General features: G+C 68.4%; 14 protein-coding genes and 1 pseudogene. 8 read left to right on the top strand and 7 right to left on the bottom strand.

Annotated elements, in window-relative coordinates; genetic code table 11:
* Window positions 1–138: 138 nt before the first annotated feature.
* On the bottom strand, window positions 139–1,380 hold the full coding sequence (locus P3T27_RS37700; RefSeq protein ID WP_280685845.1) for a cytochrome P450: 1,242 nt from the start codon (window positions 1,378–1,380) through the stop codon (window positions 139–141).
* 114 nt (window positions 1,381–1,494) lie between these two features.
* Window positions 1,495–1,899: a hypothetical protein gene (locus P3T27_RS37695; protein ID WP_280685857.1), complete on the bottom strand. Its 405-nt coding sequence runs from the start codon at window positions 1,897–1,899 to the stop codon at window positions 1,495–1,497.
* 665 nt (window positions 1,900–2,564) lie between these two features.
* On the opposite strand from P3T27_RS37695, the gene P3T27_RS37690 reads away from it, so the two are divergent.
* The 8 genes from P3T27_RS37690 to P3T27_RS37655 all read left to right on the top strand — a co-directional run bounded on the left by P3T27_RS37690 (window position 2,565) and on the right by P3T27_RS37655 (window position 12,128).
* The gene (locus tag P3T27_RS37690) at window positions 2,565–3,521 is read left to right on the top strand and encodes a polyprenyl synthetase family protein (protein WP_280685844.1); all 957 of its coding nucleotides are present in this window, start codon (window positions 2,565–2,567) and stop codon (window positions 3,519–3,521) included.
* A 318-nt stretch (window positions 3,522–3,839) separates the two neighbouring features.
* Window positions 3,840–4,994 (top strand): cytochrome P450, encoded by a 1,155-nt coding sequence (locus P3T27_RS37685; RefSeq protein ID WP_280685843.1) that lies wholly within the window; start codon window positions 3,840–3,842, stop codon window positions 4,992–4,994.
* A gap of 106 nt (window positions 4,995–5,100) precedes the next feature.
* The gene (locus P3T27_RS37680; protein ID WP_280685842.1) at window positions 5,101–5,901 is read left to right on the top strand and encodes a UbiA family prenyltransferase; all 801 of its coding nucleotides are present in this window, start codon (window positions 5,101–5,103) and stop codon (window positions 5,899–5,901) included.
* A 14-nt stretch (window positions 5,902–5,915) separates the two neighbouring features.
* Window positions 5,916–6,746 carry an arylamine N-acetyltransferase gene (locus tag P3T27_RS37675; protein WP_280685841.1) on the top strand — a complete coding sequence of 277 codons (831 nt, stop codon included), beginning with the start codon at window positions 5,916–5,918 and terminating at the stop codon, window positions 6,744–6,746.
* Window positions 6,746–8,854 (top strand): aminodeoxychorismate synthase component I, encoded by a 2,109-nt coding sequence (gene pabB, locus P3T27_RS37670; RefSeq protein ID WP_280685840.1) that lies wholly within the window; start codon window positions 6,746–6,748, stop codon window positions 8,852–8,854. Before P3T27_RS37675 ends, pabB begins: the two co-directional genes overlap by 1 nt.
* 89 nt (window positions 8,855–8,943) lie before the next feature.
* A complete protein-coding gene (locus tag P3T27_RS37665) occupies window positions 8,944–9,678 on the top strand; it encodes an aminotransferase class IV (RefSeq protein ID WP_280685839.1) in 735 nt (244 codons plus the stop codon).
* 13 nt (window positions 9,679–9,691) lie between these two features.
* Window positions 9,692–10,621, top strand: coding sequence for a diiron oxygenase (locus P3T27_RS37660; RefSeq protein WP_280685838.1), 930 nt, complete (start codon window positions 9,692–9,694; stop codon window positions 10,619–10,621).
* A 40-nt stretch (window positions 10,622–10,661) separates the two neighbouring features.
* Complete coding sequence (locus P3T27_RS37655) at window positions 10,662–12,128, top strand: 3-deoxy-7-phosphoheptulonate synthase class II (RefSeq protein WP_280685837.1); 1,467 nt, start codon at window positions 10,662–10,664, stop codon at window positions 12,126–12,128.
* A gap of 88 nt (window positions 12,129–12,216) precedes the next feature.
* On the opposite strand, the gene P3T27_RS37650 is transcribed toward P3T27_RS37655, so the two are convergent.
* The 5 genes and pseudogenes from P3T27_RS37650 to P3T27_RS37630 form a co-directional block, all read right to left on the bottom strand.
* A complete protein-coding gene (locus P3T27_RS37650; RefSeq protein WP_280685836.1) occupies window positions 12,217–12,921 on the bottom strand; it encodes a hypothetical protein in 705 nt (234 codons plus the stop codon).
* Window positions 12,918–13,457, bottom strand: a complete 540-nt coding sequence (locus tag P3T27_RS37645) for a SigE family RNA polymerase sigma factor (RefSeq protein ID WP_280685856.1) — start codon at window positions 13,455–13,457, stop codon at window positions 12,918–12,920. Before P3T27_RS37645 ends, P3T27_RS37650 begins: the two co-directional genes overlap by 4 nt.
* 264 nt (window positions 13,458–13,721) lie before the next feature.
* A complete protein-coding gene (locus P3T27_RS37640; RefSeq protein WP_280685835.1) occupies window positions 13,722–13,943 on the bottom strand; it encodes a hypothetical protein in 222 nt (73 codons plus the stop codon).
* 141 nt (window positions 13,944–14,084) lie between these two features.
* Window positions 14,085–15,005 carry an NADP-dependent oxidoreductase gene (locus P3T27_RS37635; protein ID WP_280685834.1) on the bottom strand — a complete coding sequence of 307 codons (921 nt, stop codon included), beginning with the start codon at window positions 15,003–15,005 and terminating at the stop codon, window positions 14,085–14,087.
* A 78-nt stretch (window positions 15,006–15,083) separates the two neighbouring features.
* Window positions 15,084–15,464 (bottom strand): annotated as a pseudogene (locus P3T27_RS37630) (LysR family transcriptional regulator); the annotation flags it as partial.
* Window positions 15,465–15,690: the final 226 nt, after the last annotated feature.

The following is a 15,690-nucleotide window of genomic DNA, read 5'->3' as shown; positions in this document are numbered from 1 at the left end:
CCGTCACGAAGTGCCGAGGCTAGCCAGCATCCTGGTCTGTGGAACCCAGGGTCCTCACCTGCAATGCCGTCGGACAAGTGAGTTCTGCAGGGGGCAACGTGTCGTCCAGGTCCCCGACGACCGCCCGGATGCCCGTCCTCATTGCCGTACCCGCAACTCGGTCAACGCCCGAAGCGGAAACACCGGCCGGTGATGTGGCGCCAGCCCTGGCGCCAGAGTCAGACCCGGCATCCTGGTGGCGATGGCCTGTATCGCGATCTCCAGTTCCGCGCGGGCGAATCCGGCTCCGAGGCAGAAATGGATGCCGTGCCCGAACGCGAGATGCGTGGCAGACCGGCTGTCTGGACTGAACGCGGCCGGACATGCGTGAGAGCGACTGTCCCGGCCGGCCGCTCCGTACAGCAGAAGTAGCCGGCTCCCCGCGGCCAGGTGGACGTCACCGACCACCACGTCACGGACCGCGGTCCGGTACATGCCCGCCAGTGGGCTGTCGAACCGCAACCCCTCCTCGACAAGGTCCCGTGTGGCGATCGTCCCGTTGACGACCTCGGCCCAGCCGCCGGGTGACCGAAGCTGCTGGTAGAGGATCGTGCCAAGCGCCTCGGCACAGGTCATGTGTCCCGCGAAGATCAGTGTGGGGACCTGGACGGAAACCTCGTCGGCGGTGAGCGTGCGGCCCTCCTTGCCGTCGTGGAGCAGCTCACTGATCAGGTCGTCCTGCGGTGCGGCCAGCCGCTCCTGCACGAGTGAACGGGCGAACGCTCCGAAGTCCATCAGCCCGCGGGCGTATTCACGCAGCCGGTCAGGATCGGCGTTGCGCTGCGACATCATGAGTTCGATGCGTTGCTCGGACCACGTGCGGCAGCGGTCGACGTACTCGTCCGGGACCCCAAGGCGCCGGCAGATCACCTCGAGGGCGTACGGAACGGCGAACGCCGAGATGAAATCGAACTCCGTCAAGACCGCAGCACGCTCGACGAGGTCGGTGGCGATCGCGCGGATCGTGGGTTCGAACGCCCTGACCCTGGCCGGCGTGAACCCGGCGTTGAGCACTTCCCTGACCCTGGCGTGCTCGGGAGGGTCGAGTGAGCCGACGGCCACCGCATCAGCGCCGCGCCAGGTGCGGAACATCCGACTCACGTCTTCGGGCAGCGCGACCGCGGGACGAGGGTTGTGGTCACGCGCCGAGAAGCTTCGGTCGTCCCGCAGCACGGCAACCATGTCCTCGCGCCGAGTGACGCACCACGCGCCGAGCAAAGGGGCGTAGAACACCGGTTCCGTCTCTCCGATGTCGGCCAGAAATGAATACGGGTCGTCGCGATGTGCGCCATACGGGTCGAACGACCTGACTTCATGCAATTGCCCAGAATCAACTGACATAGCCATTCCGCCTCTCAAGCTTTCAGTGAACCATTCCCGGTAATGATCAGTGACGTTGTGTGATACTGCTCGGCCCGCCGGGGCCGAGACATGCCTGCTCGGCCTAGGAGCTATTCAGCGATCTCGGTACGGCCGACCCAGTCGAAGCGCAGCAGATCTTCGCCGCTCCATCTCCGTGGTGCGTCGGGGGGAAGGTCCAGTGCCTCCGCGTCGGCAACCGTCTCGACGATGACCGTCTGGTCGGGAGCGTGCGTCCGCGTTCTGCCGCACCTGCGGGGAGACGCCGTGCGCGGAGAAGACACACACCGCGCCCTCCGGTACCTCCTGCTCGGAGTCGACGAACCGGACTCCCCGGGGCTGGAACTCGCGCACCACGTAGTGGTTGTGCACGATCTCCTTGCGGACGTAGATCGGCGCGCCGTGCTGTTCCAGCGCGAGGTCGATGATGGCTATCGCCCGGCGTACACCGGCACACAAACTCCGTGGCTCGGCCAGCAGGACCTGCTTACCGTCACGCATCCCACTCCGTTCCGTGCCATGACGTTTGCGTCGGAACGCCTGGCTTGCGTTGCCGAACAGGGCATCCACGCCGGTCGGTGGAAACCGAGCCCTTCTCAGGAAGTCTTGTCCGCCGTTCGGTGCCGGCTTAATAGCCGGACTCGAAGTGCGGCCTTGGGTGCCGCCCAGCAGCTACCAATCTGCAGGGTACTCCAATCCAGTCCTCACGCCGTCTTCTTTGGGGTTTTTCCTAAAGTCGAAGATGCTCACGCCGCGTCGTTGACACGACGGGAGAGGTAGTTCAGGATGACAGACGAAACGATCACACAAATTCCGGTGCATCACTCCAGGTTCAGATTGCGCGTAGACGCGGGAGCTGCCTACGTATTGACCTGTAGTGATGTCGGGTCATCATGAACTTTGCACAAGCATTCGCATATCGACAGTTCGCCGATGTTTCACCGCACGGCGCGGTGTGGCAAGGGCTGAGAAGATATTTACGCAAAATATCCAGCACAGTGATTTTCAGTGGCGCAATTCGCGAACCCCATGCGCGTAGGTTCTGACCAGGAATTGGGAAGGCGCGCGACCGAAGGAGAATCCCGATCAGCGCACTCGACACCTCGTCGACCGGGCTCCAAGCCTTCCCGTCGCCGAATATGGTGCAATCCACGGTATTGCCCGTTATGCGGCAGCAGGCTTCCGCACTGGAGCCGACCCTGGCCCGGATCTGCTCTTACCACCTCGGCTTCATCGACGAACACGGTGACCCAAGGAGTGCAGAGGGCGGCAAGCTGACCCGCGCCGCCCTCATGATGGCGGCGGCTGATGGAGTCGGCCTGCGGCCGGAGGACGTGCGGTGCCAGGCGGCAGCACTGGAGTTGCTGCACAACTCGACCCTGATCCACGACGACATCATCGACGCGGACGAGCTGCGTCGCGGCCGCCCAGCCGCGTGGAAGGTGTTCGGCGCCAGTCTGGCCATCCTGGCCGGGGACGCGTTGCAGGCTCTTGGGCTGCAGATGGTCGTCGCCGACCCTGGCCCCGGCCGTGCGGAAATCTCCAGCGTGTTCGCCGAAGCCATCGGTCTGGTTCTCGCGGGCCAGGCTCGCGAGCTCACCGTCCGAATGGGTTCGGGCACCGGCATCGCGGAGTACGACCGAATCGTGGAGGAGAAAACGTCCGCGCTGCTGGAGTGCGCACTGGTGACGCCCGCATTACGGGCGGGTAAACCGGAGCACGTCCTGGCTGCCCTACGCAGCGCAGGCAGGCATCTGGGCCTCGCTTTTCAGATCTTCAACGACGTCGAGGACATCTGGGGCGACCCCACAGTGACCGGCAAGCCCATCCGGAGCGACATCCTGCGGCGCAACCCTACTTTTCCGGTGCTGGCGGCCTTGTCCACCGAGAGCCCGGCCAGCGAACGACTGCGCCGGCTGTGGCACGCCGACGGCACCACGGCAGCGTACCTACAGGAGATGGCCGACCTCGTCGAGGAATCCGGCAGCCGGCACACGGCCGAGCAGCTGTCCCGCAGCCATCTGGACTCGGCTCTGGAGTACCTCGGACGAGCCGAGCTGTCCCCGGCCGCGTCCACCGAACTGACCGCCTTGTTCGACCGCATCGTCAATCGCACGCCATGACCCGTAACTCCCGACAGGGACGGCATCTGGATCGGAGTACATGATCATGGCTAGCACCCACGACAGCCCGGCCCCGCCCGTCATCCGCGGCGAGTTCGCGCGCTGGGAGCAGGCCCACCACGTGACCAAGACTCAGGCCCCGATCAACCTGCCGCTGGGCGACCTCCTGCCCACCGCGAGGGGGGTCGACGGCGGGTCGGCCTTCCTCGTTCCTCGATGGACACCGGGGCGACGAGCTCCAGTACATCGTGATCGTCCTCGACAAGGTGGTCTGAACCTCGATTCCGGCGGAGGCCGTCAGTGAGTACCCCAGCTCAATTGCCTTTCGAGCAGACGAATGTGCTGCAACTCGCGCCAGGGCTGCGCACGCTCCAATCCCAGGGCGCGGTCCATCGGGTCCGTACTGTCGAGGGCGACGAGGCGTGGCTGGTCACCGGTCATGCCCAGGTGGCGCAGTTGCTCGACGATGACCGGCTCGGCCGCTCCAATCCCGATCCGGAGGCCGCGGCGAAGGACAGCGGGTCGGCGTTGCTCGCCAGCCTGCTGGGCGACTTCGCCACCGACCACGCTCGGTTGCGTGCGCTGCTGGAGCCGCACTTCTCACCCGAGCGGATGCTGGCGCTGCGGCCCCACGTCGAAAAACTGACCGGGCGACTCCTGGACGAACTGGCCAGGCAGAAGCCACCGGTGGACCTGCGCCAGACGTTGGCGCTGCCGCTGCCGATTCAGGTGATGTGCGAGTGGTTGGGCGTGCCCCAGGAGGACGAGGACCAGTTCGGCAGCTGGACCCAGGACGCCGCCAACGTCGGGGACCCGGTCAGGTCCAAGCAGGGACTGGGCGAGCTGTTCGGCTACTGCAGGCAACTCGTCGCGGACAAGCGGCAAAATCCGGGCGATGACGTGATCTCCAGGATCTGCGCGACCGAGGGGATCAACGACAACGAGGTCCTCGGGCTGACGGCGTTGTTGCTGTTCGGTGGCTATGAGACCACGGTGGCCCGGATCGGCACCTGTGTGTCGCTGTTGTTGGCCAACCCCGAGCAGTGGCAGGCGTTGCTGGACGACCCGGGGCTCGTCCCCGGCGCGGTCGAGGAAACCCTGCGGATGTCGATGCCGAACCCGCACAACGGCGGCATGCCCCGTTATGCGCTGACGGACTTCGAGATCGACGGAGTGACCATCCGGACCGGCGACTTCGTGCTGCTGAACATCATCGCGGCCAACCACGACGAGACGGCCTTCGCCGACCCCGGCCGGATCGATGTCGCTCGCAACACCACGGGCAGCCTCGTATTCGGGCGCGGCGCGTACTCCTGCGTCGGCGCGATGCTGGCCCGGATGCAGCTGCAGGTGGTGCTCACCCAGCTCGTCGCGCGCTTCCCCACCATGCGTCTGGCTGTCGGTGTAGAGGAGCTGGGGCTGCGCCACAACACGCTGATCGGCGGGTTGATCCAACTTCCGGTGACATGGTGATTGGATCCTGATGCTGCACAAAATATCTACAGGCGTCGTCACGAAGAGCCCGGATTCAGTCCGCGCATATCTCCTGTTGATGCGACTGGACAGGCCTACGGGGTACGTGCTGTACCTCCTTCCGGGGCTGTGGGCTGTCGTCCTCGCCTCCGGGCAACGACCAGACCTGCTGGCGGTGGTGGTTGTCGCTGTCGCTGCGGTGCTGGTGCGCGGCGCGGCCTGCGCGGTCAACGATGTGGTCGACAGGGACGTCGACGCCCGAGTCGCCCGCACCGTGTCGCGTCCTGTCGCGTCGGGGACGATCAGCGTCGGGAACGCACTCCTGTTCGCCGCCGCACAGGCCGTGGTCGCCCTGCTGGTCCTGGCGGTGGCGAACGTCGAGACAGCCCTGGTCGCCGGGGCCTCGTACCCGTTGATCGTCGCGTACCCCTACATGAAGCGCATCTTCTTCTGGCCCTCGGCGTTCCTGGCGTTGGTGATGAGCGTCTACGTGCTGATCGGCTGGACGGCGGTGACCGGGAGCGTCGACTACCCGCTTGCGGTGTACGGCCTGTACGCCTGCGGGGCCTTCTGGACCCTGATTCACGACGCGATCTACTCCCATCAGGACAAGGAGTACGACCGGAACATCGGTGTCAGGTCTTCCGCTCTGCTGTTCGGCAAGGCCACCAAGGCGTGGCTGGCGATTTTCGTCGTGCTCAGCGTCGGCGGCGTGCTGTGGGCCGGTTCCCGGACGCCGATGGGGTGGGCGTTCTACCTGATCGTCGTGCTCGCGGGAGTCTTTTTGTCCTATCTGGTCGTACGTGTGGACCTGGATGATCCAAAATCGTGCTGGGACGCCTTTGTCACCAGCACTTACTTCGGTTGGATCATTCTCGCGGCCGTGGTCGCCGGGCAGTTCACATGAAGGATGAGCTACGTGTGACAGATTCGATGTGGCAGGGGAGTGGCGTCGACCTGGACGCCTACCTGACCCGCGTGGGCTACCAGGGCGATGTGGCTCCGGACCTCTCCACGCTGCGGGGTCTGCACGCCGCCCACGTCGACGCGATCGCCTTCGACAACCTCGACGCGGTGCTTGGGCGGCCGACGGTGCCGTTGGACCTGGACAGCGTCCAGGAGAAGATCGTACGACAGGGCCGCGGCGGCTGGTGCCTGGAACAGGTCGTCCTGATGGCGGCGGTGCTGGACCGGATCGGCTTCACGTTCTCGGCGTTCGCGGGCAGAACACGGATCCGCACCGGGAACAAATTCGGTCCCGCACTCCACGTCGCCCTGTGCGTGCAGCTCGACGACGAACGCTGGCTCTTCGACGTGAGTTTCGGTGCATACGGGCCGCACGTCCCTATCCGCCTCGCCGAGAACTCGCGACTGGAAGGCGATTGGCCCTTTGACCTGGTGCGGGAACCGAATGGTGAACACGTGCTGCGGTTCCTGCGACCTGAGGGTCCGGCAGAGCTCTACGGTTTCACCACCGACGCGCGCTATCCGTCGGACTTCGAGCTCCTCAACCATTTCTGCCTGACTCACCCGCACTCGCCGTTCAACCACCGGATGGTCCTCCAGCGCACACAGCCCGAAGTGAGGCACCTCCTCGTCGGCAGCACTCTCACGGAAATACGTCCCGCAGAGCCGGCGACCTTCCGGGAACTCGATAAGGACGAGACGCTTTCCGCTCCCGAGGAGATCTTCGGGATCACCTTGGAACCGGGCGACGTCCAGGCGCTCCGGAAAATCTTGGACGGTCCGTGATGCGTACCTTGCTGCTGGACAACTATGACTCGTACACCTTCAACCTGTACCAGTTGATCGCCGACATCAACGGCCAGGAGCCCGTCGTCATGGTCAACGACGATCCGATGTTGTCCAGCCTGCGGCTGGAGGACTTCGACAACATCGTCGTCTCACCCGGCCCTGGACGGCCGCAGAACCCCCGCGACGTCGGCCTCCTCGGCGACCTGCTGCGCCGCACCACGCTGCCCGTGCTGGGCGTCTGCTTCGGCCATCAGATGATCGCGCACCTGGCCGGAGCGTCGGTGGTCGCCGCGCCCGAACCGAAACACGGGCACCTCGCCAAGGTTTCCCACGAGGGAGATCCGCTGTTCGCCGGAATTCCGCGTGAATTCGTCGCGGTTCGCTACCACTCGCTGTGCGTGCAGGAGCCCCTGCCCGAGGAACTCATCGCCACCGCGTGGGCAGACGACGGTGTACTCATGGCGCTGCGTCACCGCGATCTGCCGCAGTGGGGCGTGCAGTTCCACCCCGAGTCGATCGCTTCCCAGTACGGGCGTGAGATCCTGCAGAACTTCGCCGAACTGACCCGCCGGACGCAGCACGGACAACGGCCATCCGTCACCGGCACCGGCACCGGCACCGGCACCGCACTGTCCGACGACACGCCCGGCGCGGTCGAGGAACTGGGAATCATCAGCACGGCCGTGCCGACCGCTGCCGATTCCGAGTCCATTTTTCTGAAGCTCTTCGACAACACCCCGTACTGCTTCTGGCTGGACAGCAGCCGGGTGGAGGAAGGCCTGTCCCGGTTCTCGTTCCTCGGCGACACGTCAGGTCCGCTCAGCGAGGTCCTGACCTACCGCACCGGCAGCGGGATGGTGGAAGTGCGCGATGCGAACGGCGCCGGCATCGTCACCGGCAGCGTGTTCGACGTCCTCGAACAGCGGCTGCGCGAACGGCGCATCCCCGACTCGGACCTGCCGTTCGACCTGACCGGCGGCTACGTCGGCTACTTCGGCTACGAACTCAAGGCCGAATGCGGGGCCACGGCCCGCCACACCGCTGAAACGCCGGACGCCATCTGGATGTTCGCCGATCGCGTCATCGCGGTCGACCACCAGGAGGGACTGACCTACCTGGTGGCCGTCCACGACGAGAAGACCCGGCGTGACGCGCAGGAGTGGGTGGAACGGACGTCCGCGCTCCTGATGGGCCTGAACCCGGCCGACGCCGAGCCGCCGCGCGAACCTGCCGCCGGCCCGCCCCCGAATGCCGAGGAGTACCTCGGCCGCGGCCGGAGCCAGTACCTGGCGGACATCACGGAGTGCCGACGGCAGCTGAACCGGGGCGAGAGCTACGAGATCTGCCTGACCGACAAGTTGCACATGCCGTTCCATGACGACGACACGTCCTTCTACCTGCGGCTGCGCCGGGCGAACCCGGCACCGTACGCCGCGCTCTTGCGCCTCGGCGACGTCACGGTCTTCAGCTCCTCGCCGGAGCGGTTCCTGCGCATCGAGAGAGACCGCACGGTCACCAGCAAGCCGATCAAGGGCACAGCCCCTCGCGACGCCGACCCGGTGCGCGACGCCGAACTGGCTGCCACCCTCGCCTCGAGCGCCAAGACTCAGGCCGAGAACCTGATGATCGTCGACCTGTTGCGCAACGACCTGGGCCGGGTGTGTGAGGTGGGCAGCATCGAGGTCGACCCGTACCTGGCCGTCGAGAGCTACGAGACCGTGCACCAACTGGTCTCCACTGTTCGTGGACGGCTCAATGACGGGGTCAGCGCGATGGACTGCGCCCGGCAGTGCTTCCCAGGCGGGTCGATGACCGGGGCACCGAAGCTGCGCACCATGGAGATCATCGACCGCTTGGAGACGGAGGCCCGGGGTGTCTACTCCGGCGCCCTCGGCTACTTCGGTCTCTCCGGCGGCACGGAACTGAACATCGTGATCCGCACCGCGGTCCGCGTCGGTGACCGGTTGACCGTCGGAGCCGGCGGGGCGATCGTGCTCGACTCCGACCCGCATGAAGAGTACGAGGAGATGCTGCTCAAGGCGGCAGCGTCGCTCCGCGCCTGGCGTGCGCCGGCGGTGTCGGACGTGGGCGGCTCCCAACGATGAACACAGCAATGAGCACAGCCACCGACCAGGGCGTCCGCCGGTGGTGGGACGCCGATGGCGGATGGTCGACGGCCGACGCCGCCGGGACGGTGCTGGTCATCGACTCCTGGCTCGTGGACGAGGGGCGGGTGCGGGGACTCGACCGGCACGCCGAACGCTTCGGTTCGGCCTGCGACCGGTTCTGCGAACCGGGAGCGGAACAGACGAACCGGTTCCTGCGGGCGGTCGCCGAGTCGTTGCCCGCGCGAGGCCGATGGTTTCCTCGCGTCGAACTCGTGGAGATCGGGTCGGGAACGCGGCTGCGGATGTGGCTGCGCCCCGCGCCATCGCGCACCGCGACCGTCCGGTTGTGGACCGCGGCGGGACCCGACCGTCGTCGACTGCCAGCCGTCAAGGGCGCCGACCTGGATCACCTGGCTTCCCTGCGCGCTGCCGCGGCTACGGCGGGAGCTGACGAGGCGCTGCTGGTCTCGGCGGAAGGGCATGTGGTCGAAGGGGCGTCCACGAGCATCGTCTGGTGGCGGGGCGACATGCTGTGCGGGCCACCACCCGGCCCCGGCCTGCTCCCCGGGATCACCCGCGCCCTGCTCGGCGAGCTCGCCGGTACGGCAGGGCACCAGGTCGTCACCGAGCAGGCCACCGTGCCGGATCTCGCCGGCGTGCCCGTCTGGACGCTGAACGCCCTGCACGGCATCCGGCCGGTCGCCGAGGGGCTGGGCCGGTTCCAGGACACGGACGCCGCAGCGGCCGAGCGCTGGCAGTCGCGCCTGGCTGCGCTTGCCGTTCCGGCCAGCGCCTCCCTGATTCCTGTGGTGAACCCATGAAGGAGGTTTCCCGATGACCTCGGCACGTGAAGAGCCCACGTACGAGCGCGACTTGCTGGTGCAGCTGACGCGCCGCTGGGGGAAGCGAGCGGCCGTCAAGAAGGACGAGTTCGACCTCGACGGTCACTTCGACACGGCGATGCCGGACTTCCCCGAACACCTCGTCCCGGTGCTGGGACTGCCGGGTGCCGACCGGCTCGACCGGGACGCTCGCGAGCGCATCCTGTCCGCGGCGTGGATCGCCTACAACGCCAAGACCGCGGCCATCGAGGACGAGATCATCTTGCCGGCCTGCCGGTTGATGCTCCAGGAACGGATCCCCGTCCGCCGCGACGACGTCGCCGTCGACGCGCTGCACCAGACGATCATCGATGAGCACTACCACATCCTGATGTGCCACAACGCCGTCGGCGTCACCCGCAGGCGGCGCGACCTGACGGACGTGCGGTTCGCGTCGGGCGTCTGGTCGGTCGTCCAGGAACTGGACGCGACCCGCGCCGGGCTGTCCGGTTTCGACCGCGACATCGTCGACATCGCGTTCTCCCTGGCCGCCGAGACGACGATCAGCGGGTTCCTCTCCGCACTCGCCACCGCCCAGGAGATCCAGCCGATGAACCGGATCACCACCGATCTGCACCGGCGGGACGAGAGCGGACACGCGGTGGTGTTCCGTGAGTTGTGCGGCTCGCTCTACCGGAACCTGGACGGCGCACTGCAGCGGACGTTCCGCGAAGCGCTCGTCACCGGACTGACCGCGTTCCGCTCCGCGGACCTGGACCCCTGGGTGACCGTGGCGGCCCAGGGCGGCTTCGAGATCGACACCGGTCAGCTGAGCGAGTGGGCCGCGTCCCGTCCCGTGCCCGCGCGGGACACCGGACCGTTGCAGCTGCTGCTCAACGACCTGGGCATCAGCCACGACCTCGTCGAGATGGTCCAGCTATGACCGCCCCGCACCGTTGAGCCATGAGAAGCGGACGGAGATCATGTTGCCCCTCACCGGCGAAGCCGACGCGCACTGGCGGACACTTGTCGCCCATCAGCGGCCGGCGTGGCCCAGCCTGGCTGAGCTCGGCGACGTGGCGGATCACCTGGCAGCCTTGCTCCCGTTGGTCACGCCACAGGAGTGCGACACGCTCACCGCACAACTCGCCCGGGCGGCAGAGGGCAAAGCGTTCCTGCTGCAGGGTGGCGACTGCGCCGAACGCTTCGACCGCCTCTCGACGCAGGCGATTCACAGCAAGCTGCGCCTCCTGCAGCAGATGGCCGTGATCCTGACGTACGCGTCGGCGGTGCCGGTGGTCAAGGTGGGCCGGATGGCCGGGCAGTACGCGAAGCCCCGATCCCGGCCGACCGAGACCGTCGACGGGCGCACGCTGCCGGTCTACCGGGGCGACGCGGTGAACGGCATCGGCTTCAGCCAGGCCGAACGACGGCCGGACCCGGCCCGGCTACTTCGGATGTACGACGCTTCGCGCTACACCCTGGACGTCATGCGCGCATTCGCCCGTGGCGGCACCGATCTACGCCAACTGCACAAGGAGAACCAGGACTTCGTCTCACGCTCGCCTGCCGGTGAACGCTACGACGAACTCGCCGGTCGAATCGGCCAGGCACTGTCCTTCAAGGACGCGTGCGGCGGCGATCCGTTGCGCACCACGGAGTTGTTCGCCAGCCACGAGGGACTGCTGCTCGACTACGAGGCCGCGCTGACCCGCTACAACCCGCGTTCCGGCCGAAGGTATGCGGGCAGCGGCCACATGCTGTGGATCGGCGACCGCACCAGACAGCCCGACGGCGCCCACGTCGCCTACTTCGCGACCATCGACAACCCGATCGCGGTGAAGCTGGGCCCTGCCACCACGCCCGCGCAGGCGCTGGCCCTGATCGACCGCCTCGACCCCGACCGGCGGCCGGGCCGGCTGACGTTCATCGTGCGCATGGGGGCACACCGCGTGCGGTACCTGCTGCCGGAGCTCGTGGAGAAGGTCACGGCTTCCGGCGCGCCGGTGGTGTGGGTGTGCGATCCGATGCACGGCAACACCTTCGAGGCGGCCAGCGGGCACAAGACCAGGCGGTTCGACGACATCCTCGCCGAGGTCGCCGGCTTCTTCGAGGTGCACGAGGCACTCGGCACCCACGCCGGTGGACTGCACGTGGAGCTGACCGGCGAGGACGTGACCGAGTGCGTCGGCGGCGGCGCGGATCTGGGTTTCGACGACCTGCACCGCAGGTACGAGTCGGCGTGCGACCCGCGCCTCAACGGAGGCCAGGCGCTTGACCTGGCCTTCCTGGTAGCCGAGATGTTCAACCCGGGAGCAACCGGCGTCGTGGCGCCGCCGACCCCCGTCGGCTGCTTCCCGCCGCTGCCCGCGCCCTGCGTCCCGGCGGACTGCTCGCCGCCTCCGCCCTGGGCCACTAGCTCGGTGGGGCGCCCGCCGAGCCGGACGTGAAGCACGCCGGCATCCCGGCCCGCACCCCGGACGGCACGACGACAACGATGCGTCGCCGGGTCCTCCAGGAGCACGGTGCCGGTCTGCTTCAGGAGGACAGCGTCTTGCTCGCCAGTACCTTCCCCTGGGCGTCGTACGCGGCGAGCTTGATGCCTTCGAGCGGGTATGCCGTCGAACCGTTGGGGGTCTTGTTGCTGGGCCCCCAGACATAGCCGGTGGCGTAGCCAGGGTTGCCGGGAAGCGAGGCGACGGTGGCCCAGTACGCGTGCCCGTCCACCTCGATGGCCATCCGGGCCACCTGCCCGGGCCCGTGGTAGATGAGGTTGTACAGAGCCTCCTGGTACTGCGGGGGGCTCCCGTAGTACTGCATGGTGATCTCGGTCGTGCCGCCCGCCCAGGAGTGCCCGCCGCACCCCGGACCGCTGCGGTAGGCGGGGGCGTCGTGGATGCAGATCTCCTGGTCCTTCAGCTGCATCCACCAGTCCTGGCGGCCCAACGGCAGCTGCTGGCCGGGTTCCACCACCACGGCCTCGGGAGCCGGCCCCTCCGGTACGAGCGGAGCCTGCGAGGCCGGTCCGACGGCCTGGACCGCGCGCTGCGCGGACAGTACCGCACCCGTGCCGGCCACCACCGCGAGCGCGGCCACCACAGCCGACGCGCCCATCGCCACCCGGCGCCCCCGCCGCTGCCTACGCACCTGGACCCGCACGGGCGCGGCGGACCAGTCCGCCACCGCGACCCGGGCCGCCTCGTCCCGCAGGGCGCCGCGCACCATGTCCTCGGTGTCCATCACCTGTTGTCTCCGTTCGTGCCGTCGATCGTTGAATCGGTGTTCGCCGCGTACGAGGCCAGCGCCGGGTGGCCGCGCAGTTTCGCCAGGCCGCGGCTGGCCTGGCTCTTGACATTGCCCAGCGAGCAGCCGAGCACTTCGGCGACCTGGTACTCGCTCATGTCCTCCCAGTAGCGCAGGACGACCACGGCCCGCTGGCGCTGCGGCAGTTCCGCCAGTGCCTGGAGCAGCACCGAGCGTTCCTCGACGTCGCGGTGGCCGCCGCCCGCGGCGTGCGCCCGGTCGGGAAGGACGGGCATGAGCAGCTGCCTGACCCGGCGCCGACGGTGGCGGCTCAGGTTGTTGTTCACCAGGGCCCGGTGGATATAGGCGTCCGGCTCCTCCAGGCGGCTGATCCGGGACCAGTTCCTGAAGACCTTCGCGAACGTCGCCTGCACCACGTCCTCGGCCTCGTGGTAGTCGCCTGTGAGCAGGTAGGCGGTGCGCACCAGCCGCCGCCAGCGCGTGGCGGCGAACCCCTCGAAGTCCATCTCCCGCAGGCCGGGGCCGCCCGCGGAAGCCGGTGCCGTGGTGGACGGGGGCGGGTCCTCCACCGGGATGTGCAATACGCTCGCGGTCATCCGATTCCTCTTCGCGTCCGCGCGACGACCCGACCGGGCCATCGCTCTGCCCTACTCACCGCCGCGCCACCGAGAAGGTTGCACACCGGCGCCGACCGCTGGTGCACGGCGAGTCGGTAGTCTCGACACGGAGCCTGCGCGGGCAGGACGGGTCGGGCAGGCATCTCCTACCGGCACAGATCCTCACGGCCAGGGGGCCGCGGCAGCGCCGTCCTCGCGCGGCGCGTCCAACGCGTCGGGCCGCAGCCCGAACGTCCGGGCGCACCGTGGGTGGGAGATCGGCCACTCGGCGGCTTCCTCGACTGTGCGCAGGGTGCGGGTGGCCTTGTCGGGGTCGGGGTGGCTGGTCCATCCGCAGTCGTAGCCGTCGTAGACTCTCCCCCTCCGGCGCGCACTTGGTGCCATGATCGGCGAAGCCGATGGGCCGTCGCCGCACCGAATCGGGGCCACCGTCCGCCGGCGAACGGCGTGTTGAGGCACGACGGGTGTGGCCGGGGACTCGGTCCGCAGCGATGTGGACGCCCCGGACCGGGGCGCCGCACGCCCCTACGGTACGAGGACGATCTTGCCGCGGGTGTGCCGGTGCATCAGGTCGCGGTAGGCGGCGCGGACCTCGGCGAGTGGGTAGCTCGCGGCGATCGGGACGTCGAGGTCGCCGGCCGCGACCAGCTTGACGAGTTCGGCCAGCACGTCGGCGTTCGCGACGACGCTCATGCCCTCGCTCTTGACGCCGGTACGGGCCGCTCCGGCGAAGTCGATGATCGTGTTGATCCGGTCCTGCGCCACGCCGAGTTCGAGGGCCAGGTCGAGGTAGCCGTCGCCGAAGGTGTCGACGAACGCGTCGACGCCGTCGGGCGCGGCCGCGCGAATCCGGTCGAGCACGCCGTCGCCGTACGTCACCGGGACCACGCCGTGCTCGCGGAGCCAGGAGTGGTGGGGCTCGCGGGCCAGCCCGATGACGGTGGCCCCGGCGTGGCGGAGCAGCTGTACGGTCAGTGAACCCACCCCGCCCGCGGCGCCGGAGACGACGATCGTGTCGCCCGGACCGGCCCCGACGGCACGCGCGCTCGCGTACGCGGTGGCGCCGGCGACGAACAGCGCGCCGCCGACCTGCCACGGCACGGCGGGGTCGCGCGAGACGAGGTTGCCGGCCGGGACGGCGACCAGTTCGGCGTGGCTGGCGCGGGTGTCGACCCAGCCGATCACCTCGTCGCCGACCGACCAGCCGCGCACCGCCGTGCCGGCCTCCTCCACCACGCCGGCCAGGTCGCTGCCCTGACCGGACGGGAACGTCGCAGGCCACCGCTCGTGCAGCGTGCCCGCCCGGATGGCGTTCTCGCCGGGGTTAATCCCGGCGGCCCGCACGCGCACCAAGACCTCGTCGGCCGCGACCTCCGGCCGGGACACCTCCCGGACCTCCAGCACGTCGATGTCGCCGTACTTGTCGAACCGTACTGCTCGGGGCATCTCGCACCTCCCGTCGAAGGTTCTTCTCCCTCGCAACCACGAAACCCGCCCACCGATTCCGGGCCGCCGGTAAGGCGTTCACCGGCGGTAGGCGGCGTTCACCGGCAGTAGGCGGCGGTAGGCGGCGGTCGCGAGCTGGACGAACGAGCGGACCAGCGGATTCGGGTCGCCCGCGTGCCAGCCCACGACCGCCCGGCTCGGCGGCATGTCGATCAGCGGCACCACGGCGAGCCCCGCCGTCGGCTCGTGGCCCAGGAGGGTCGGGCCGACCGTGCCGTTCCACAGGGCGGCTTGCCGGCATTCCTGGACGGCACGCACCACCGGACCCTCGCGCGGCTCCCCGCCGTTCCAGTACGACGGCCAGCGGGGGTCGGTGTCCTGCGGGAACCGGAACCGGCGGCGGTCGGCCAGGTCGGCCAGCTTCAGGCGGTCCCGGCGGGCCAGCGGATCGTCTGCGCGCGGACCCGGCGAGTCAACTGATGGCCCGTCAGGAAAGTCAGCAAAAGGTCAGCATCGATCCGATCAAAGGCTGTCACACCGTCCCAAACACGCGACTCGACGTGACATCCCCGCAAGGCCCTTTCACCCGACCAGCGCGCGCCCCACGCCTTCCTCAACCCGGCACACCACGATCCGGATCCGCCTCTGGAGAGGACCGCGGGCGCGTGCCTCACGAGCGCACTTC

The organism is Kitasatospora sp. MAA19, from assembly GCF_029894125.1.
Lineage (GTDB): Bacteria > Actinomycetota > Actinomycetes > Streptomycetales > Streptomycetaceae > Kitasatospora.
The sequence above is the reverse complement of the archived record's forward strand: the minus strand, read 5'-3'. Positions and strand labels throughout refer to the sequence as shown.